The sequence below is a fragment of the Paracoccus thiocyanatus genome (assembly GCF_900156255.1).
In the GTDB taxonomy this organism is placed as follows: domain Bacteria; phylum Pseudomonadota; class Alphaproteobacteria; order Rhodobacterales; family Rhodobacteraceae; genus Paracoccus; species Paracoccus thiocyanatus.
The window spans coordinates 30,351-48,444 of sequence record NZ_FTMK01000003.1; the positions used below are offsets into that span (position 1 = coordinate 30,351).

18 protein-coding genes are annotated in these 18,094 nt (G+C 70.0%); 10 read left to right on the forward strand and 8 right to left on the reverse strand.

All coding sequences use genetic code 11. The annotated features are described in order from the left end of the window. The first annotated feature begins 40 nt into the window (after positions 1–40). Positions 41–706, forward strand: a complete 666-nt coding sequence (locus F3H32_RS02960) for a GntR family transcriptional regulator (RefSeq protein WP_149764284.1) — start codon at positions 41–43, stop codon at positions 704–706. Here F3H32_RS02960 and F3H32_RS02965 read toward each other — a convergent pair. From F3H32_RS02965 to F3H32_RS03000, 8 genes are all read right to left on the reverse strand, one after another. Then, positions 703–1,608, reverse strand: a complete 906-nt coding sequence (locus F3H32_RS02965; RefSeq protein ID WP_223191331.1) for a methyltransferase domain-containing protein — start codon at positions 1,606–1,608, stop codon at positions 703–705. The genes F3H32_RS02960 and F3H32_RS02965 overlap by 4 nt on opposite strands. After that, positions 1,578–2,177, reverse strand: coding sequence for a pimeloyl-ACP methyl esterase BioG family protein (locus F3H32_RS02970; RefSeq protein ID WP_149764286.1), 600 nt, complete (start codon positions 2,175–2,177; stop codon positions 1,578–1,580). Before F3H32_RS02970 ends, F3H32_RS02965 begins: the two co-directional genes overlap by 31 nt. After that, positions 2,174–3,451: an adenosylmethionine--8-amino-7-oxononanoate transaminase gene (gene bioA, locus F3H32_RS02975; RefSeq protein ID WP_149764288.1), complete on the reverse strand. Its 1,278-nt coding sequence runs from the start codon at positions 3,449–3,451 to the stop codon at positions 2,174–2,176. The genes F3H32_RS02970 and bioA overlap by 4 nt, the downstream gene beginning before the upstream one ends. Next, the gene (bioD, locus tag F3H32_RS02980; protein WP_149764289.1) at positions 3,451–4,068 is read right to left on the reverse strand and encodes a dethiobiotin synthase; all 618 of its coding nucleotides are present in this window, start codon (positions 4,066–4,068) and stop codon (positions 3,451–3,453) included. The genes bioA and bioD overlap by 1 nt, the downstream gene beginning before the upstream one ends. Continuing rightward, the gene (locus tag F3H32_RS02985) at positions 4,056–5,171 is read right to left on the reverse strand and encodes an aminotransferase class I/II-fold pyridoxal phosphate-dependent enzyme (RefSeq protein WP_149764291.1); all 1,116 of its coding nucleotides are present in this window, start codon (positions 5,169–5,171) and stop codon (positions 4,056–4,058) included. The genes bioD and F3H32_RS02985 overlap by 13 nt, the downstream gene beginning before the upstream one ends. Then, positions 5,168–6,103 (reverse strand): biotin synthase BioB, encoded by a 936-nt coding sequence (gene bioB / locus F3H32_RS02990; protein ID WP_149764293.1) that lies wholly within the window; start codon positions 6,101–6,103, stop codon positions 5,168–5,170. Before bioB ends, F3H32_RS02985 begins: the two co-directional genes overlap by 4 nt. Before the next feature lie 174 nt (positions 6,104–6,277). Beyond that, entirely contained in the window at positions 6,278–6,532 is a 255-nt protein-coding gene (locus tag F3H32_RS17655) for a PepSY domain-containing protein (protein WP_188128574.1), read from the reverse strand. Between the two features lie 91 nt (positions 6,533–6,623). Beyond that, entirely contained in the window at positions 6,624–7,298 is a 675-nt protein-coding gene (locus F3H32_RS03000; protein WP_149764297.1) for a DnaA N-terminal domain-containing protein, read from the reverse strand. A 482-nt stretch (positions 7,299–7,780) separates the two neighbouring features. Between F3H32_RS03000 and F3H32_RS03005 the strand changes: the two genes are divergently transcribed. The 9 genes from F3H32_RS03005 to F3H32_RS03045 all read left to right on the forward strand — a co-directional run bounded on the left by F3H32_RS03005 (position 7,781) and on the right by F3H32_RS03045 (position 17,936). Beyond that, positions 7,781–9,085, forward strand: a complete 1,305-nt coding sequence (locus F3H32_RS03005) for an AAA family ATPase (protein ID WP_149764299.1) — start codon at positions 7,781–7,783, stop codon at positions 9,083–9,085. Next, a complete protein-coding gene (locus F3H32_RS03010) occupies positions 9,082–10,191 on the forward strand; it encodes a ParB/RepB/Spo0J family partition protein (protein WP_149764301.1) in 1,110 nt (369 codons plus the stop codon). Before F3H32_RS03005 ends, F3H32_RS03010 begins: the two co-directional genes overlap by 4 nt. A 208-nt stretch (positions 10,192–10,399) precedes the next feature. Next, complete coding sequence (locus tag F3H32_RS03015; protein WP_223191332.1) at positions 10,400–11,365, forward strand: hypothetical protein; 966 nt, start codon at positions 10,400–10,402, stop codon at positions 11,363–11,365. A gap of 109 nt (positions 11,366–11,474) precedes the next feature. Continuing rightward, positions 11,475–12,242 carry an SDR family NAD(P)-dependent oxidoreductase gene (locus F3H32_RS03020; protein ID WP_149764305.1) on the forward strand — a complete coding sequence of 256 codons (768 nt, stop codon included), beginning with the start codon at positions 11,475–11,477 and terminating at the stop codon, positions 12,240–12,242. A gap of 12 nt (positions 12,243–12,254) precedes the next feature. Then, positions 12,255–13,436 carry an acetyl-CoA C-acyltransferase gene (locus tag F3H32_RS03025; protein WP_149764307.1) on the forward strand — a complete coding sequence of 394 codons (1,182 nt, stop codon included), beginning with the start codon at positions 12,255–12,257 and terminating at the stop codon, positions 13,434–13,436. Between the two features lie 96 nt (positions 13,437–13,532). After that, a complete protein-coding gene (gene fabF, locus F3H32_RS03030) occupies positions 13,533–14,795 on the forward strand; it encodes a beta-ketoacyl-ACP synthase II (RefSeq protein WP_149764309.1) in 1,263 nt (420 codons plus the stop codon). Beyond that, positions 14,792–15,970, forward strand: coding sequence for an endolytic transglycosylase MltG (mltG, locus tag F3H32_RS03035; RefSeq protein ID WP_149764311.1), 1,179 nt, complete (start codon positions 14,792–14,794; stop codon positions 15,968–15,970). The genes fabF and mltG overlap by 4 nt, the downstream gene beginning before the upstream one ends. A gap of 312 nt (positions 15,971–16,282) precedes the next feature. Beyond that, on the forward strand, positions 16,283–16,645 hold the full coding sequence (locus F3H32_RS03040) for a permease (protein ID WP_149764313.1): 363 nt from the start codon (positions 16,283–16,285) through the stop codon (positions 16,643–16,645). Continuing rightward, positions 16,545–17,936, forward strand: a complete 1,392-nt coding sequence (locus tag F3H32_RS03045; protein WP_188128575.1) for a DNA-packaging protein — start codon at positions 16,545–16,547, stop codon at positions 17,934–17,936. Before F3H32_RS03040 ends, F3H32_RS03045 begins: the two co-directional genes overlap by 101 nt. Positions 17,937–18,094 lie beyond the last annotated feature (158 nt).

The window sequence follows — 18,094 nt, forward strand, 5'->3', positions numbered from 1 at the left end:
CTTATCGACAATCCCCGCCGCCGCCCTTATCCATGGCGCCATGAGCGCGGGATCAGAAGAAACCCTGGCGGTCCGCATCAGCCGGGTGCTGGCCGACCGGATCGTCTCGGGCCGGATCGGGCCGGGCGAGCGCCTGCGCCAGGACCATATCGCCGAGGAATTCGGCGCCAGCCATGTCCCCGTCCGCGAAGCCTTTCGCCGGCTGGAGGCCCAGGGCCTGGCGATCAGCGAACCGCGCCGCGGCGTGCGCGTCGCCGCCTTCGACCTGCCCGAGGTGCGCGAGGTGGCGGAAATGCGCGCCGCGCTGGAAGAACTGGCGCTGCGCCATGCCGCCCCGCACCTGACCCCCGCGATCCTGAACGCCGCCGAGGCGGCGACCAAGGCCGGCGACGCCTCGCGCGACGTCCGCTCGTGGGAGGCGGCGAACCGCCGTTTCCACAAGCTGATCGTGACGCCCTGCGCCATGCCGCGCTTGCTTGCCACCATCGACGACCTGCACGCGGCCAGCGCCCGCTTTCTGTTCGCCGCCTGGCAGTCGAACTGGGAAACGCGGACCGACCACGACCACCGCGCCATCCTGGCGGCGCTGCGCCGCGGCGACGTGGATACCGCCTGCGCCACGCTGGCGCGGCATGTGCGCTGGATCGGCCGCCGGCCCGCCCCCGCCAGCACCGGCAAGTCCGATGCCTTCGCGATCGAGGGCTAGTCCTTTCGCGCCACCAGCCAGCTTGCCACATAGGTCAGCGGCACGCCCCGCGCCCCGCCATGCCGGGCCTCGTAGCGCGCCAGGAAATCGCGCAGCGCGCCGGGCGAGCGGATCTGCCCGGCGCAACCATTGACCCCGGTGGCGCGCAGGTGCCGCAAGACCTCCAGCGCGCCGGGGAAATGCAGCACGATCCGCCATTCCCCCGCGCCGCCGACCTGCCAGCCCGGCGGCAGCAGCGCCGCCAACTGCGCCCCGCTCAGGTATGACGGCGCCGCCGCCCGGCTGCCCAGGCCCCGCAATTCGGGAAAATGCCCCGGCGCAAAGCTTGAGATCGCAAGCCAGCCCGCCGGCGCCACCGCCGCGCACAGCCGCGCCATCACCAGCCCCGGATCGGCAACCCATTGGATCATCGAGGCCGACGCCGCCAGATCCACCGCCCCCGGCAGCGCCACCGCCGCCACGTCGCCGGGCAGGTAATCCGCCGCCACCCCGGCCAGGTCCGGCGCGGCCAGGTCATTCAGCCACAGCCGCGCCGGCCGCAGCCCCAGCAGGTGCCGGGTCAGGTGGCCCGAGCCATAGCCCGCCTCCAGCACCCGCGCCGGCCGATGCCCCGGCGCGGCCCGGCGATAGGCCGCGAACAGCCGCGCCGCGATCCGCCTTTGCGCCAGCGCCGCGCCGTCATAGCTTGCCATCCCGCGCGCGAAGGACCGCGCGACCCGCCCGGCCGTGCCGGCGGCGTCCGGCAGCGGCGGCAGGGACCGCGCCCCTTCCTCGCCATGCCCCGCACCCTGCCGGTCCCTGCGCAAATCCGCCGCATAGCCCGGAACGGCGGCGAAAGGCCCCTTGCCGTCCTTGGATGCCGCCGGCCCGGTCACGCCAGCACCTCGGCCCAGTCGCGCCATTGCGCAAAGGGATTATGCCCGCAATCCAGCATCTCGACCGGCCGCCCGCGCCAGGCCCGGCGCAGGTTCGCGGCGGCAAAGATGCGGTCGGCTGCGCCCAGCAGGATGCGGTCGAAATCCGGTGCCTGCCCGGCCCCCCAGCCCAGCACCGCCAGCAATTCGGCGCGCAGCGCCGCAAGATCGGCACCGGGCGCGACCGGGCAATCCGCCCGCCGCGCGAATTGCCGCAGCGAGGCCGGCGACAGGTTTTCCGCCGTCGCCCGCACCCGGTCGCGCGGGATGCCCAGATCGTCGTCGCAGGGCGCCCATGACCCGCAAACCGCCACCTTGCGCCGAAACCGCCGCAGGTCCAGCCGGCAGGCCGCCGCCACGCCAAAGGACCAGGCGACCAGATCGACCGCCGCATAGCCCCGCGGCCAGTCCGGGGCGGTCATGTCGCGGTAATCCGACAGCACCAGCACATCCGCCGCCCCGGCCAGGTGCCGCAGCGGCTCAGGCCCGACCGCCCAGCCGGTCAGCACCACGATCAGTTCGGACGCGCCCTTGCGACGCAGCCATTCCGCCCTCATCGCCAGCCCGCGATCTGAACCATGGCGGCGCAGATGCGCGCCACCTCCTCGGGGCCGGCGACAAAGGGCGGCATGCAGTAAAGCAACCGCCCGAACGGCCGCAGCCACACCCCGCTGTCGCGGCAAAAGCCATGCACCCGGCCCATATCGACCGGCTCGCGCAATTCGATCACCCCGATCGCGCCCAGCACCCGCACATCGCGCAGGCCCGGCAGCCCGCGCGCCGGGGCAAGGCCGCGGCGCAGCCCGGCCTCGATCCCCGCGACCTGCCCCTGCCAGGCACCCTCGGCCAGCAGGTCCAGGCTGGCGCAGGCCACGGCGCAGGCCAGCGGATTGCCCATGAAGGTCGGCCCATGCATCAAGACTGGCGCCGGCCCGTCCGCAATCGCCTCGGCCACCCGGCTTGATGCGATGGTGGCGGCAAAGCTCATCATGCCGCCGGTCAGCGCCTTGCCCAGGCACAAGATGTCGGGCACCACCCCGGCGCGCTGCATGGCAAACAGCGTGCCGGTGCGGCCAAATCCGGTGGCGATCTCGTCCAGGATCAGCAGCACCCCGTGCCGGTCGCACAGCGCCCGGACGCCCTCCAGCCAGCGCGGATGGTAAAACCACATGCCGCCCGCGCCCTGCACCACCGGCTCGACGATGAAACCGGCGATTTCATGGGCCTTCTCGGCAAACAGCGCCGCGACCGCGGCAAGCCCGTTCCGCGCCGGATCCTCGTCCCATTCCGCGCCAAAGGGAATGGGCGGGCGCGGCACGAAATGCTGCACCTGCAAGGCGGCGCCGAAATGGCTGTGCATCCCGGTTTCGGGGTCGCACAGGCTCATCGCCTTCCAGGTGTCGCCGTAATAGCCGCCGCGGGCGCTGGCGAAAGCCGTGCGCCCCGCCTGCCCCAGCCCGGCCTGGGCCTGCACCGCCATCTTCAGCGCCACCTCGACCGCGACCGAGCCGCTGTCGGAATAAAAGATCCGGTCCAGACCCGCCGGCAGCATCGAAACCAGCCGCTGCGCCAGTTCGACCGCCGGGGCATGCGTCAGCCCGCCGAACATCACATGCGGCAGCCGCTCCAACTGCGCCTGCATCGCCGCGACCAGCCGCGGGTGGCGGTGCCCATGCGCCATGGCCCACCACGAGGACATGGCGTCGATCATCCGCACCCCGTCCGCCAGTGTGAGCCACACCCCTTCGGCCGCCGCGACCTCATGCACCGGCCCCGGCGCGCGGATCGAGGCATAGGGATGCCACAGGTGCCGCCGCTCGAAATCCCGCATCACAGCATCTCGCGGATGGCGGCCACGTCGATGCCGGCGAAGCCCGCCTCCAGCGCCTCGGCCGTCACCCGCTCCAGCATCGGCAGCCGGCCCAGGTCGCGCACCGCGCCGAACGCGCAGATCGCGCGGCGGCTCTCCGCGGCCTCGTCGCCGATAAAGGCCACGCCTGCGACCCGACAGCCCGCCGCCCGCAGCGCCGCCAGCGACAGCAGCGCGTGGTTGATCGTGCCCAAAGCGGTGCGGCAGCACAGCACCACCGGCGCGCCCCAGCCGGCGATGACATCCAGGTAAAGCAGCCCCGGCGCCAGCGGCACCATCAGCCCGCCCGCGCCCTCGACCACCAAGGGCGCCACCGCGGGCAGGGCCAGCCGCGCCGGATCAATCACGACCCCCTCGCGCCCGGCCGCCAGATGCGGCGAGGCGGGCAGCGCCAGCCGATACGCCTCGGGCAGCACCGGCCGCCCGGACAGCCGCGCCACGACCTCGCTGTCGGTTTCCTCCTCCAGCCCGGCCTGCACCGGCTTCCAATAGCGCGCCCCCAGCGCGCGGGTCAGCCCGGCGCTGAAGACCGTCTTGCCGATCCCGGTATCGGTGCCCGCCACGATCACCGCGCCCATGCCGCCTCCAGCGCCGCAAACAGCGCCGCGATGTCGCCCGCGCCAACGTTCCCGGTCACGGAAATCCGTAGCCGCGCCGTCCCCCTGGGCACCGTCGGCGGCCGCACCGCGCGCAGGTCGAAGCCCCGACCCTGCAAGGCCGCGGCCAGCGCCAAGGCCCGCCGATCATCGCCGACGATCACCGCAATGACCTGGCTTTGCGCCCTGATGCCGCAACGCCGCGCCGCATCGCGCGCCTGCGCCATCCGCGCCCGCGCGCCTGCGACCAGCGCCGGCCGCTCTTCCAGCGCCCGCAAGGCCGCGCGCAGCACCGCCGCCGCCAAGGGCGAAGGCGCGGTGGCATAGACAAAGGCCCGCGCCCGGTTCACCAGCGTCTCGACCAGCACCCGGTCGGCGCAGACCAGCGCGCCCGAGCCGCCCAGCCCCTTGCCCCCGGTATGCAGCGTGACCAGCGGACAGCCCAAGCCCCGCGCCAGGCCCCTGCCCTGCGGGCCGAAGACGCCGGTCGCATGCGCCTCGTCCACCACCAGAACCGCGTCCTCGCGCGCCGCCAGCGCCGCCAGGGCCGGCAATGGCGCCAAATCGCCCTGCATCGAATAGACGCTTTCGACCGCGATCCAGACCCGGCCGCGCCCGCCGCCCGCGCGCCATTCCCCGATCACCCGCGCCGCGTCGCCCGCGTCGTTATGGGCAAAGCCGCGGCATTCCGCCCGGCCCAGCCGCATCCCCTCATGCGCGCTGGCATGGACCAGCGCATCATGGACCATCAGGTCGCCCCGCATCGGCAGCGCCGAAAAGATCGCCTGGTTGGCCTGGAAGCCGCCGCCCATGTAAAGGCATGCCTCGGCGCCAAAGAATGCCGCCGCCTCGGCCTCCAGCGCCTCGTGCTCGGCATGGTTGCCGCGCAGCAGCCGCGACCCGCCGGCCCCGACCGCGACGCCGCGCGCCAAGGCATCGCGCGCCGCCCGCGCCAGCAGCGCCGACCCCGCCAGCCCCAGATAGTCGTTCGAGGCGAAATCCAGCCCCGCCGCCCCCGCCCGCCGCCGCAGCCGGCCGCGCTGCGCCAAGGCCTCCAGCGCCGCGTGATGCCGGGCAAAGCTCATGCCGCCGCCTCGGCCCGCAGGCCCAGCCGCGCGAACAGCGCCGCGTCCTTGTCCTCGCCCGGATTGCCGGCGGTCAGCAGCAGCTCGCCGACAAAGATCGAATTGGCCCCGGCGAAAAAGCACAGCGCCTGCATCTCGTCGCTCATCGCGGACCGGCCTGCGGACAGCCGCACATGCGACCGCGGCATCAGGATGCGCGCGGTGGCGATGGTGCGCACCATCTCGATCGGGTCCAGCGCCGGCGCATCGGCCAAGGGCGTGCCCGCCATCGGCATCAGCATGTTGATCGGCACCGATTCCGGCGGCTCCTCCAGCCCGGCCAGGGTCTCCAGCATCGAAATCCGGTCCGCCTCGGTCTCGCCCAGCCCGACGATGCCGCCGGCGCAGACGGCGATCCCCGCCGCCCGCACCCGGTCCAGCGTGTCCAGCCGGTCGCCAAAGCTGCGCGTGCCGATGACCTGCGGATAGAACCGCTCTGACGTGTCGATATTGTGGTTATAGTAATCCAGCCCTGCGTCCTTCAGCCGCAGCGCCTGGTCGCCGTCCAGCATGCCCAGCGTCATGCAGGTTTCCATCCCCAGCGCCTTGACGCCGCGGATCATCGCCAGCACCGCCGGCATGTCGCGTTCCTTGGGCGACCGCCAGGCCGCGCCCATGCAATAGCGGGTGGCGCCGGCGGCCTTGGCGCGCCGGGCCTCGGCCAGCACCCGCTCGACCTCCATCAGCTTCGAGGCGCCCAGTTCCGACCCGTGCCGCGCCGATTGCGAGCAATAGGCGCAATCCTCGGGGCAGCCGCCGGTCTTGATCGACAAAAGCTTGGAACATTGCACGGCATTGGGGTCGAAATGCGCCCGATGCACGGTCTGGGCCTGAAACAGCAGGTCCATCAGCGGCTGGCGATAGATCGTGGCGGCGCGCGATTGCTGGGTCATCGACCCCTCCCTGAAGCTGACTTTCAGGGGTATCTATAAAACCGGGGGGCGCGCCTTGTTAAGCTGGATATATTATCTATTATTTTAGATCAGATATACAGGCCATAAAATTCGCGCCTTTTCAACATCATACTCCGCGGCCCCGGCTGGCAAAAGCGGGACCGCGGGGCCGTTTCAGTCATCCATGCCCAGTTCAGCAAAGGTCGTCGGATGAAAGACCACCTCGACCCGGCGGCCGCTTTCGTCCTTGCCGTAAACTTCATAACAGCCGTCATCGACCGTCACGTTATGGACCACCCAGCCCTGGCTTTTCAGCCGGGTCTTCAACTCGTCGACCGGGCGCCATTTCTCCATCGAGACGTGGCAATCATAGGCGGCAGCGGGCATCGCCAGCGCGATCAGGGCGGCGGTCAGGGTTACAAGACGCATGGTTTCATCTCCTGCATTAGCGTTCTTCGCAAGCCTGTCTAACAGGGGCAAGCTTACAGCCCGCTTACAACCCAGGCGATTCGCCGCGCCCTCAGGGGCCCAGGATGCGCAGCTTGGCCACGCGCCCGTCGCAGCGCTGCACGGCGACGCGCAGCCGGTCCAGCAGATGGGTTTGCACATAGGTCGCGTGAAAGCGCGTCGGCGCGAACAGGGTCAGGCAGGTTTCGTCCCGTTCCGCCTCGATCAGGCCGGCGAACCAGGCGTCGAACAGCGCCGGGTCCTCGGCCGCCAGCCGGGCGCGCGCCTCGGCCCACAGCCCTTCGGCCGGCATCGGCTCGGCCCGGTGCAGGGGCACGACATTGGTCGCGGGCTCGGCCGGCCGGCCGCCCAGCCTTTCGACGAAATCGGGGCCGACATTCGGCCATTCCTCCTTTGTATCCAACAAGATACGCTCCAGGTTCAGGCCCAGGACGGACACCCTGCCCCGCGCGCCCTGGCGCTTGACCTCGATCCAGCCCAGGCCGCGCAGCTTGGCCATCTCGCGCTTGACGGTGCGTTCGTCGACGCACCACAGCCGGGCGATCTCGCGCTGGCCGATGGTCAATTCGTCGCGCTGCCAGTTATAGCGCGTGGTGATCAGCGCCATCAGCCGCAGGACCAGCCGCTGCCGGTGCTTGTCGCCGGCCAGGCCATGCGCCATCATGGCCGAAAGCAAGTCGTATTTCTTTGCCGCCGCCTCTCGGCCAACGGCACGGATCACCTGCATGTCTGCTCCCGCCCCCGGAAATATCCGGCTGCCTTCCATCTGCCCGATGGGTCCGGCCGGTCAGGCAGAACCCGGATGACGGCGTCGGTCTGCTGCCGTTTGAAACGCTTTTCGCCATCTGTGTCGTATTTGCGTCCTGAAATCCGATTCTGTCAAGCGATTCCCCGCCGGTCCGGAATCCCCGTCCAAATCATCAAAGAAAAAGGGTATCAAATGGTATAGGGGGTCATCCATGCCGTCCCCTTATCGGGCGGTTTTGTCCCCCAATCCGCCCGCAACACCAGCGCACTGTCCCCCTTTTCGGGATCGGCGTTGCGCGCCGCGGCGTCCGGGAATCGCCCGCCGATTCGCCTGGTGGGGCCGGGAAAGCGCGGAATTTCCATATCCTGACCGTTGCATTAAAACGCCTTTTGCCAAAAGCGCAAATCCGGCGTAAAAGCGAAACAGAAGAAAATCTGCGTCCTAGAAAATACAGGCATCCTATGTATACGCACGAAGACCTCGCCAAGTTGCAGGCCCAGTCCCTCAAGATGCAGGGCTGGATCCGGCGCCAGACCTTCAGCCCGGCCAATGAAAAGACCCTGCGCCGCTTTTCCAGTTGGGAGGTGTCCGAGCTGATCTTCCGCATCAACCAGTCCACCTTCCGCGGCAAGCTGGCGGCCGAGCCGAACCTTCCCCTCGGGGAAGTCGAAGAGGACGGCCGCCAGCGCTGGTTCTCGCTTGAAGAGATCAACGAGCTGCGCCGCCGCATCCGCATCAACCGCAAGACGCTGATGCCCTGGCGGGCCAAGGGCAAGCGCGCCTTCCGCGCCGCCATCGCCAATTTCAAGGGCGGCGCCGGCAAGTCCACCGTGGCGCTGCACTTCGCCCATGCCGCGGCGCTGGACGGCTATCGGGTTCTGGTCGTCGATTTCGACCCGCAAGCCACGCTGAGCCATTCCATGGGCCTGACCGACGTGGGCGAGGATCATACCGTCTGGGGCATCATGGCCCGCGACCTGGAGCGCGAGACCGACCGCATGAACGCCGCTGCCCGCGGCGCGGAAAGCGGCACCGCCCTGCCCCAGCGCAAGCTGCCGGCCTCGATCCGCGATATGGGCCTGGGCATGCTGCGGCCGGCGGACTTCATCAAGCCGACCGCCTGGCCGACCATCGACATCATCCCAAGCTGCGCCAACGCCGCCTTCGTCGAATTCGCCAGCGCCCAGTATCGGCACCTGAACCCGGAATGGACCTTTTTCGGTGCGGTGTCGCGGTTCCTGGACAGCCTGGCGGACGATGCCTATGACCTGATCCTGTTCGATTGCCCGCCGGCCATCGGCTATCAGTCGATGAACGCGGTCTTTGCCGCCGACATGCTTTATATCCCTTCGGGCCCCGGCTACTGGGAATACGATTCCACCACCAGTTTCATCGGCCAGCTTTCCGAAGCGCTGGAGGACCTGTCGCATGGCTTTGAAAACTTCCCCACGGGGAAGATCAAGCTGCCCAAGGCATTCGCCGATATCCGCTTCCTGATGACCCGGTTCGAGCCTTCGAACGAGCTGCACCAGGCGATGTATGACGCCTTTCAGCAGGTTTTCGGCCAGCATATGGCGCAGCACCCGATCGAACTGACCCGCGCGGTCGAGCAGTCGGGCCGGTTCCTGAGCTCGATCTACGAGATCGACTATCGCGAAATGACCCGCGGCACCTGGCGGCGGGCGCGGGCGACGTTCGACCAGGCCTATGAGGAGTTCAAATCCCACGTCGTCGCCGCATGGGAAAAGCTGGAGGATGAGGCATGAGCCGCAAGCGCCGCATGTTCGACATCGAAATGCCCGAGGAACCGGCCGATGCCGCGCCCGAAACCTTCCCCGCGGGGAAGGAGGAACGGGAACATCGCCGCGGCCCGATGGCCACCGCCATCACCGAGACCGCGGATTCCACCCGCGACCGCGCCCGTGTCGAGGCGCAGATCCGTGCCGAAAACGACGCCCTGGCGCAAGAGCATGTGCGGCTGAAGCGCGCCGGGCTGATCACCGACCTGATCCCGCTGGACGCCATCGACACCCGCAAGCTGATCCGCGACCGTGCGCCGGGACCGGATTACGAATTGTCCGAACTGATTGAATCCATTCGCGATATCGGCCTGTCGAACCCAATCCGGGTCGAGCCGGCCGAGGATGGCCGCTATGAGCTGATCCAGGGCTGGCGCCGGCTTTCCGCCTATCGGCAATTGCTGGAAGAGACCGGCGATGCCGAGAGATGGGGCCGGATTCCGGCCGGCATTGCGGCGCGCGGCGACGAGTTGGAGCGGCTTTATCGCCGCATGGTCGATGAAAACATGGTCCGCAAGGACATCTCTTTCGCCGAGATGGCGCAGCTTGCGCTGCATTACGCCATGGACCCGGTGACCGAGGAAAGCGACCCCGAAAAGGCGGTGGCGATCCTGTTCAAATCCGCGGGCTACCAGAAGCGCAGCTATATCCGCAGCTTTATCCGGCTGATCGAGGCGCTGGACGGCGCGCTGCTTTATGCGCCCGACATCCCGCGCGCGCTGGGTCTGGCGCTGGCGCAACGGCTGGACGAGGTGCCGGGCGCGGCGGCGGCGATCCGGGCCGAGCTGAAGGACTGGGATTCGCGCTCGGTCCAGGATGAACTGGACGTGCTGCGCCGCTATGCGGGGCAGGGCGGCGACGCCGGCGCGACCCTGGCCGCGCCGCGCAACGCCGCGCCGACGGTTCCGGCCGGCAAGGCGCGGATCAGCTTTCAGATCCAGCGGCCGCAGGGCAGCGCGAAATGCACCGCTTCGAACGGGCGGCTGGAAATCCGCCTGCCGCGGGACTTTTCGGCGGTGGACCGGCGCAAGCTGGAAGCGGCGGTGCGGGCGATGCTGGAGAGCCTGGACTGACCCTTCCCCGCGGGGAAGGCTTCGCGGTCCGGGCGTCCCCGCGACCTTCCCCGCGGGGAAGGTTTGCGCCGCGGGGGCGGGGCTTTTCGGGGTGGAAAGCGGCCTGCGCGTCGGGGGTGCAGGACAACCCTGGAAGTAATCCGCAAAACGGTGCTATTTTGCGGATAAGACGGATCGGAGGGTAGGAAAGATGCCGCGGGCTTCGGACATGGTTTATCACGAAAAACCCGCTGCGCACCAGGTTTTTGACGCCGGGGCGTGGATTTCCGCCCAAGGACGGCTGGCCGTCGAACTGGCGCGCGCCGCCTTCGCGCTGGGGCGGCTGGACGGCGCGGTCGCGGCGCTGGATCCCGCCGCGCGCCAGGGCGCCAATCGCCGCCTGGCGCTGATCGAGGTCGAGGCGATGCTATGGGCGCAAGGCACCGCCCTGCGCCGCGAGGAGATCGGCCGCGACCTGATGGAGGCCCGCGCCGGCGCCGACCTGGAGGCGATGCGCCTGGCGCGTTGGGCCATCCGGCGGCTGGAGGGCCAGGGCGACGCCCAGGATCTGCGCGGCTTTCTGGGCCTGCACCGGGCCGAGGTTTCGGGGCTGGACGACCTGTTGGCGACGCGGCCGACCGGGCGGGATTTCGACGGCGCCGTGGCCGAGTTCCATGACCTGGCCGGCCAGGTCGCGGGGCTGGCGCCGCTGGCGCGGGCGGCGGCGCTGCGGGTCCTGTGGCGGTCCTGCGGCCTGTCCGCCCCCGAGGTTCTGGCCGAACCCGCCGTCTGGACCGCGCGCGCCATGGCCGAGGGCTGCGACGGGCTGGGCTTTGTGCCGCTGGGCCGGCATGGCCGCGCGGTCTGGGTCGATGCCGGCACCCCGGCCGAGCGGCTGGCGCGGCATCTTGCCGCAGTCGCCGCCGCGGCCCAGGACGCGCGGCACGAACTGGCGCGGGTCCTGGACTGGCAGGCCCGCGCGCTGGCCGCCATGGCCGGGATCAAGGGCGACAACCCCGGCCGGGTGGTGCGGGCGCTGGCCGCCCATCCGCTGCTGAGCGCCGCGATGCTGGAGGAAAGCGCCGGCATCAGCCGCGACACGGCCGAGCGGATGCTGGCGCGGATGAAGGGGCTGGGGCTGGCGCGGGAAATCACCGGCGGCCGGCGCTTTCGGCTGTGGATGGCGGCGGGATAGCGTTGCGGGCGCGAAGAAATGCTTGTCCGTCCGGGGCCATCCGCGGATGATCCGGCATGGCCCGGCCCCAGGGCGGGGCGGGTAAGGGATGCGCAGGCGGGGACGCGACATGCAGATGGTGGACAGGGTTTTTGTGATCACAGGCGCGGGCTCGGGCCTGGGCGCGGCGGTGGCGCGCATGGCGGTCGGCGCGGGCGCGCGGGCCATGCTGCTGGACGTCAATGCCGAGGCCGGCGCGGGCATGGCGGCGGAACTGGGCAAGGCGGCGCGGTTCCATGGCTGCGACGTGACCAGCGGCGCGCAGGGCGAGGCGGCGGTGGCCGCTGCGCTGGCGGCATTCGGACGCATCGACGTGCTGGTGAACTGCGCCGGCGTGGCGCCGGGCGAAAAGATCGTCGGGCGCGAGGGGCCGCATGGGCTGGAAAGTTTCGCCCGCGCCGTCCAGATCAACCTGGTCGGCACCTTCAACATGCTGCGGCTGGCCGCCGATGCCATGGCCAGGAATGCGCCGGGCGAGGGCGGCGAGCGGGGGGTGATCGTGAACACCGCCTCGGTCGCGGCCTATGACGGGCAGATCGGGCAGGCGGCCTATGCGGCGTCCAAGGGCGGGGTGGCGGCGCTGACCCTGCCGGCGGCGCGGGAACTGGCGCGGCACGGGATCAGGGTGATGACCATCGCGCCGGGCATCTTTGCCACGCCGATGATGGCCGGGCTGCCGCAAGAGGTGCAGGATAGCCTGGGCGCCACCGTGCCGTTTCCGCCGCGGCTGGGCAATCCGGCGGAATATGCGGCGCTGGTGCGCCATATCGTCGAAAACCAGATGCTGAACGGCGAGGTCATCCGGCTGGACGGCGCGCTGCGCATGGCGCCGAAATAAGGGGGGTTCTTCATGGATAGCGATCCGATTGTCATCACGGGCGCGGCCCGCACGCCGATGGGCGGCTTCCAGGGCGATCTGGCCGGCGTCGAGGCCGCCGTGCTGGGCGCGACCGCGATCCGCGCCGCGCTGGGGGGCCTGGACCCGCAGGCGGTGGACGAAATCATCATGGGCTGCGTGCTGCCCGCCGGCCAGGGCCAGGCCCCGGCGCGGCAGGCGGGCTTGGGGGCGGGCCTGCCTTTGGGCGCGGGGGCCACGACCGTCAACAAGATGTGCGGATCGGGGATGAAGGCGGCGATGCTGGGCCATGACCTGATCGTCGCCGGTTCCGCCGATGTGGTGGTGGCGGGCGGCATGGAGAGCATGTCGAACGCGCCCTATCTGCTGCCGAAAGCGCGCGGCGGCTATCGCATGGGCCATGGGCAGGTGATGGACCACATGTTCCTGGACGGGCTGGAGGATGCCTATGACAAGGGCCGGCTGATGGGCACCTTCGCCGAGGATTGCGCGGAAGCTTATCAGTTCACGCGCGAGGCGCAGGACGAGTTCGCGATTGCCTCGTTGACCCGCGCGCAAGGGGCGATTGCCGCCGGGCATTTCGCGGCCGAGATCGCGCCGGTGACGGTCGGGGGACGCGGCGGCGAGACGGTCGTGGACACCGACGAGCAGCCGGGCAAGGCGCGGCTGGACAAGATCGCGACCTTGAGGCCGGCCTTTCGGCCGGGGGGCACGGTGACGGCGGCCAATTCCTCGTCGATCTCGGACGGGGCGGCGGCGCTGGTCCTGATGCGGGCATCCGAGGCCGAGCGGCGCGGGCTGACCCCGCGGGCGCGCATCCTGGGCCATGCGAGTTACGCCGACAAGCCGGGCCTGTTTCCGACCGCGCCCATCGGCGCGGTCCGGCGCTTGCTGGAGCGGACGGGGACGCGGCTTTCGGATTACGACCTGTTTGAAATCAACGAGGCTTTCGCCGTGGTCGCCATGGCGGCGATGCGCGATCTTGGCCTGGCGCATGAGGCGGTGAATATCCATGGCGGCGCCTGCGCGCTGGGCCATCCCATCGGCGCGTCGGGGGCGCGGGTGCTGGTCACGCTGCTGGCGGCGCTGGAGACGCATGGGGGACAGCGCGGCATCGCGTCCCTGTGCATCGGCGGCGGCGAGGCGACGGCGCTGGCCATCGAGCGGATGGGCTGAGGCCGGGCGATCCGGGCCGCGGGCGCTTTGCGTTGCGCGACCGGCGGGGGGCGTGTAGAACCGCCCGGATCGAGCGTTGCTTAAGGGAGCCCGCGCATGCGCAGAGTTGTCGTCACCGGATTGGGGATGGTCACGCCGCTGGCCTCGGGGGTCGAGGAGACCTGGTCGAGGCTTCTGGCCGGGGAATCCGGCGCCGGACCGATCACCCGGTTCGATCCGGCCGGTGTCGCGACGAAATATGCCTGCGAGATCCCCTTTGGCGATGGGACGGACGGCACGTTCAACCCCGACGCGTGGATGGAGCCCAAGGACCGGCGCAAGGTCGATGATTTCATCCTTTACGGCATGGCCGCCGCGGAACAGGCGGTAAGGGATTCCGGCTGGGTGCCGGCCAATGACGAGGAGCGCGAGCGCACCGGGGTCATGATCGGCTCGGGCATCGGCGGGCTGTCGTCGATCGCCGATACGGCGGTGCTGATCAAGGAACGCGGGGCCAAGCGGGTCAGCCCCTTCTTCATTCCGGGGGCGCTGATCAACCTGGTTTCGGGGCAGGTCTCGATCCGCTTCGGCTTCAAGGGGCCGAACCATGCGGTGGTGACGGCCTGTTCCACCGGCGCCCATGCCATCGGCGACGCGGCGCGGCTGATCGGCTTTGGCGATGCGGATGTGATGGTCGCGGGCGGCGCGGAAAGCCCGATCTGCGAGATCGGCATCGCCGGCTTCAACGCCTGCAAGGCGCTGTCGACCAAGCGCCAGGACGACCCCAAGGCCGCCAGCCGCCCCTGGGACGAGGATCGCGACGGCTTCGTCATGGGCGAGGGCGCGGGCGTCGTCGTGCTGGAGGAATACGAACACGCCAAGGCGCGCGGCGCGCGCATCTATGCCGAGGTCCTGGGCTATGGCATGTCGGGCGACGCCTATCACATCACCGCCCCCAGCGAGGATGGCGATGGCGGATTCCGCAGCATGGCCAGCGCCTTGAAGCGCGCCAACCTGTCGCCGGGCGATCTGGACTATATCAACGCGCATGGCACCTCGACCATGGCGGACGTGATCGAACTGGGCGCGGTCGAGCGGATGCTGGGCAATGTGGCGGGCAATGTGGTCATGTCCTCGACCAAGTCGAGCATCGGGCACCTGCTGGGCGCCGCGGGCGCGGTCGAGGCGATCTTCTGCATCCTGGCGATCCGCGACCAGGTCTGTCCGCCGACCATCAACCTGGACAATCCCGCGCGCGAGACGCCCATCGACCTGGCCGCCAATGCCGCGGTGCGGCGCAAGGTGGATTACACGCTGTCCAACAGCTTCGGCTTTGGCGGGACCAATGCCAGCCTGGTGCTGGGACGGGTCAAGGAATGATCTGGCGCCACATCGCGTCGAATTTCCTGACGCTGCTGATCGTGATCCTGATCGCGGTCGCGGCGGCGGTGGCCTGGGCCAAGCACCAATATACCAGCCCCGGCCCGCATGCCGTGGCCGCCTGTGTCCGCGTCGCCCCCGGCGCCAGCCTGAATGCGGTCAGCCAGCAACTGGCCGAGCAGGGCGTCGTCTCGAACGCCTATGTGTTCCGGGCGGGCGCGGATTACGCCGGGAAATCGCGCGCGCTGAAATACGGCTCATACCTGATGCCGCCGGGGGCCAGCATGGAGGACATCGTCCGCGCCATCACCGCCGGCGGCCCCAGCACCTGCGGCACCGAGGTGGTGTTCCGCATCGGCGTGCGGGAAAATTCGGTGATCCTGCGCGACATGGATGCCGAAACCGGAGAGTTTGCCGAACAGGCGAAATACAATCCCGCCGGCGAGCCCGCGCCCGAGGCCATCGTCGCGGCGCAGGCCAGGCCCGATGCGCGGCTGCGCATTTCGGTCGCCGAGGGGGTGACGAGCTGGCAGGTGGCCGAGGGGCTGAAACAGGCGGGCTTCCTGGAGGGCGAGGTCGCGGACCTGCCCGAGGAAGGCAGCCTGGCCCCCGATACCTATGATGTCGAAAAGGGCGCCGACCGCGCCGAGATCCTGGCCGAGATGGAGCGGCGGCAGGCGGCGATCCTGGCCGCCGCCTGGGAGGCGCGCGAGCCCGACCTGCCCTATGCCTCGGCCGAGGAGGCGCTGATCATGGCCTCGATCATCGAAAAGGAGACCGGCCAGCCGGAAGAGCGCCGGGTGGTGGCCAGCGTCTTTGTCAACCGGCTGCGCCAGGGCATGCGGCTGGAGACCGACCCGACGGTGATCTATGGCATCACCGAGGGGCGCGGGGTCCTGGACCGCGGCATCCGCGGGTCCGAATTGCGGCGGCGCACGGCCTATAACACCTATCAGATCGACGGGCTGCCGCCGACGCCCATCGCCAATCCCGGCCGCGCCGCCATCGCCGCGGCGCTGGACCCCGAGGATACGGATTTCGTGTTCTTCGTCGCCGACGGCTCGGGCGGGCATGCATTCGGCCGCACGCTGGAGGAGCATAACCGCAATGTCGCCCGCTGGCGCGAGATCGAGCGCCAGCGCGGCGAGCCGCTGTCGCCGGTGCAGGGCGACTGAGGGGCGGCGTTTTCGAGGGTTGGTCGGTTTTTTTGAGTATTTGGGAAACGGTGAAAGGCGCGCCTGCGCCCCGGCGGCGGGTGTTGCGCCGGGCGTGCGGCGGGGCGTTGCGTGGGGTAAGCGGTTGTTCTTGCGCGGGAAATCGGTGCGGGACGGGCGCAATCCCTGGTTTTGCGTTGACTTGGCGCACGCCCTGAAGTAGAAATTACCCATGCTGGGAGAGATGGGCAAGCGGCCGGGGGGCGACCCCAAAGGCCGCTTTTTTCATGTCTCGCTCGTGCGGACAGGCACACGAGGGCAGGGCGATCAAATATGACCAAGAGTTTCGATCCGGGGCCTGGGGCGCCGGAAGGGCCTTTCACGCCCGGCGTCGTCACGGCGCCGGAGGTGAACGTGCTGGAGATCGCGGACGGGCTGTTCCGGTCCTATGCGGCGGAACTGAACCGGCTGCGCGAAAAGATCGAGGCGGGAGAAACGGGTGAATTGAAGGAATCCACCCGGCTGGTGCGCGACCTGCGGGCCGCGACCCAGATGGTGCTGGAGGAAAGGAGCAAGGTTGACAAGCTTCGCAAGGATGCTGCCGCAGGGGTCGGTGCCGGCGCGCTTGACCTTGACGCGGCACGAGACGAGATCGGGCGCCGCCTGGCTTGCCTGCGCCGCGCCGAAGGAGGTTGACGATTTCCTGGCCGGCCTGGGCGAGAATGCGCTGGCGGCGCTGCCCTGGCTTTTCGAGTTCTGGGCGCTGCCGCATCAGTTGCCGCCCGAGGGCGACTGGAAGACCTGGGTGATCATGGGCGGGCGCGGCGCGGGCAAGACCCGCGCCGGGGCCGAATGGGTGCGCGCCCAGGTCGAGGGCGCGACGCCCGAGGCGCCGGGACGGGCGCGGCGCGTGGCCCTGGTCAGCGAGACGCTGGACCAGGCGCGCGACGTGATGGTGTTCGGGGATTCGGGGATCCTGGCCTCGTCCCCGCCCGACCGGCGGCCGGTCTGGGAGGCGGGGCGGCGGCGGCTGGTCTGGCCGAACGGGGCCACGGCGCAGTTGTTTTCGGCCCATGAGCCCGAGGCGCTGCGCGGGCCGCAATTCGACGCGGCCTGGGTCGACGAGCTGGCCAAGTGGAAGAAGGCCGAGGAATGCTGGGACATGCTGCAATTCGCGCTGCGGCTGGGGCCGCATCCGCAGCAGGTCGTCACCACCACGCCCAGGAACGTGGCGGTGCTGAAGCGGCTGTTGCGGCAATCCTCGACCGTGACCACCCATGCGCCGACCGATGCGAACCGCGCCTATCTGGCGGAAAGTTTCCTGGCCGAGGTGCAGGCGCGCTATGGCGGCACCCGGCTGGGGCGGCAGGAGCTGGAGGGGTTGCTGCTGGAGGATGTCGAGGGGGCGCTGTGGAGCGCGGCTGTGCTGGAGCGCGCCCGCGTCGAGGCGGCGCCTGCGCTGTCGCGCATCGTCGTCGCCGTCGATCCGGCGGTGACGGGCGGCGCGGCTGCGGACGAATGCGGCATCGTGGTCGCGGGCGTTCTGGCCGAGGGGCCGGTGACGGAATGGCGGGCCTATGTGCTGGAGGATGCCTCGGTCCGGGGCGGGCCTTTGGACTGGGCGCGGGCCGCCATCGCCGCCATGCAGCGCCACGGGGCCGAGCGGCTGGTGGCCGAGGTCAACCAGGGCGGCGACCTGGTCGAGAGCGTGATCCGCCAGGTCGATCCGCTGGTGCCGTTCCGTGCCCTGCGGGCCGGGCGCGGCAAGGGCCTGCGCGCCGAGCCGGTGGCGGCGCTATACGAGCAGGGGCGGGTGCATCACCTGCGCGGGCTGGGGCCGCTGGAGGAGCAGATGTGCCGCATGACGGTCGCGGGCTATGATGGGCGCGGCTCTCCTGACCGGCTGGATGCGCTGGTCTGGGCGATCCACGAGCTGATGATCGAGCCGGGGGCGCATCACCTGCGCCCGGCGGTCCGGGGGTTATAGGGGGCTGTAGGGGGCTTTGCCCCCCGCGCCTGCCGCCCCCCTGGACGGGGGGCCGCAGGCGCTTCCCCCCAGGGTATTTTCGAAACGGAGAAAGGGCCTTTCGGGGTCCGGGAGGGGTCGCGGGCCGCGGCCGCTTTTTCATTGGCATTTCAGGAGGA

What these genes read in the sequence shown, in the direction of transcription:
- F3H32_RS02960 (WP_149764284.1), top strand. Translation starts at nt 41, where the DNA reads ATGAGCGCGGGATCAGAAGAAACCCTGGCGGTCCGCATCAGCCGGGTG.
- F3H32_RS02965 (WP_223191331.1), bottom strand. Translation starts at nt 1,608, where the DNA reads ATGGCGCGACTGGGCCGAGGTGCTGGCGTGACCGGGCCGGCGGCATCC.
- F3H32_RS02970 (WP_149764286.1), bottom strand. Translation starts at nt 2,177, where the DNA reads ATGAGGGCGGAATGGCTGCGTCGCAAGGGCGCGTCCGAACTGATCGTG.
- bioA (WP_149764288.1), bottom strand. Translation starts at nt 3,451, where the DNA reads ATGCGGGATTTCGAGCGGCGGCACCTGTGGCATCCCTATGCCTCGATC.
- bioD (WP_149764289.1), bottom strand. Translation starts at nt 4,068, where the DNA reads ATGGGCGCGGTGATCGTGGCGGGCACCGATACCGGGATCGGCAAGACG.
- F3H32_RS02985 (WP_149764291.1), bottom strand. Translation starts at nt 5,171, where the DNA reads ATGAGCTTTGCCCGGCATCACGCGGCGCTGGAGGCCTTGGCGCAGCGC.
- bioB (WP_149764293.1), bottom strand. Translation starts at nt 6,103, where the DNA reads ATGACCCAGCAATCGCGCGCCGCCACGATCTATCGCCAGCCGCTGATG.
- F3H32_RS17655 (WP_188128574.1), bottom strand. Translation starts at nt 6,532, where the DNA reads ATGCGTCTTGTAACCCTGACCGCCGCCCTGATCGCGCTGGCGATGCCC.
- F3H32_RS03000 (WP_149764297.1), bottom strand. Translation starts at nt 7,298, where the DNA reads ATGCAGGTGATCCGTGCCGTTGGCCGAGAGGCGGCGGCAAAGAAATAC.
- F3H32_RS03005 (WP_149764299.1), top strand. Translation starts at nt 7,781, where the DNA reads ATGTATACGCACGAAGACCTCGCCAAGTTGCAGGCCCAGTCCCTCAAG.
- F3H32_RS03010 (WP_149764301.1), top strand. Translation starts at nt 9,082, where the DNA reads ATGAGCCGCAAGCGCCGCATGTTCGACATCGAAATGCCCGAGGAACCG.
- F3H32_RS03015 (WP_223191332.1), top strand. Translation starts at nt 10,400, where the DNA reads ATGGTTTATCACGAAAAACCCGCTGCGCACCAGGTTTTTGACGCCGGG.
- F3H32_RS03020 (WP_149764305.1), top strand. Translation starts at nt 11,475, where the DNA reads ATGCAGATGGTGGACAGGGTTTTTGTGATCACAGGCGCGGGCTCGGGC.
- F3H32_RS03025 (WP_149764307.1), top strand. Translation starts at nt 12,255, where the DNA reads ATGGATAGCGATCCGATTGTCATCACGGGCGCGGCCCGCACGCCGATG.
- fabF (WP_149764309.1), top strand. Translation starts at nt 13,533, where the DNA reads ATGCGCAGAGTTGTCGTCACCGGATTGGGGATGGTCACGCCGCTGGCC.
- mltG (WP_149764311.1), top strand. Translation starts at nt 14,792, where the DNA reads ATGATCTGGCGCCACATCGCGTCGAATTTCCTGACGCTGCTGATCGTG.
- F3H32_RS03040 (WP_149764313.1), top strand. Translation starts at nt 16,283, where the DNA reads ATGACCAAGAGTTTCGATCCGGGGCCTGGGGCGCCGGAAGGGCCTTTC.
- F3H32_RS03045 (WP_188128575.1), top strand. Translation starts at nt 16,545, where the DNA reads ATGCTGCCGCAGGGGTCGGTGCCGGCGCGCTTGACCTTGACGCGGCAC.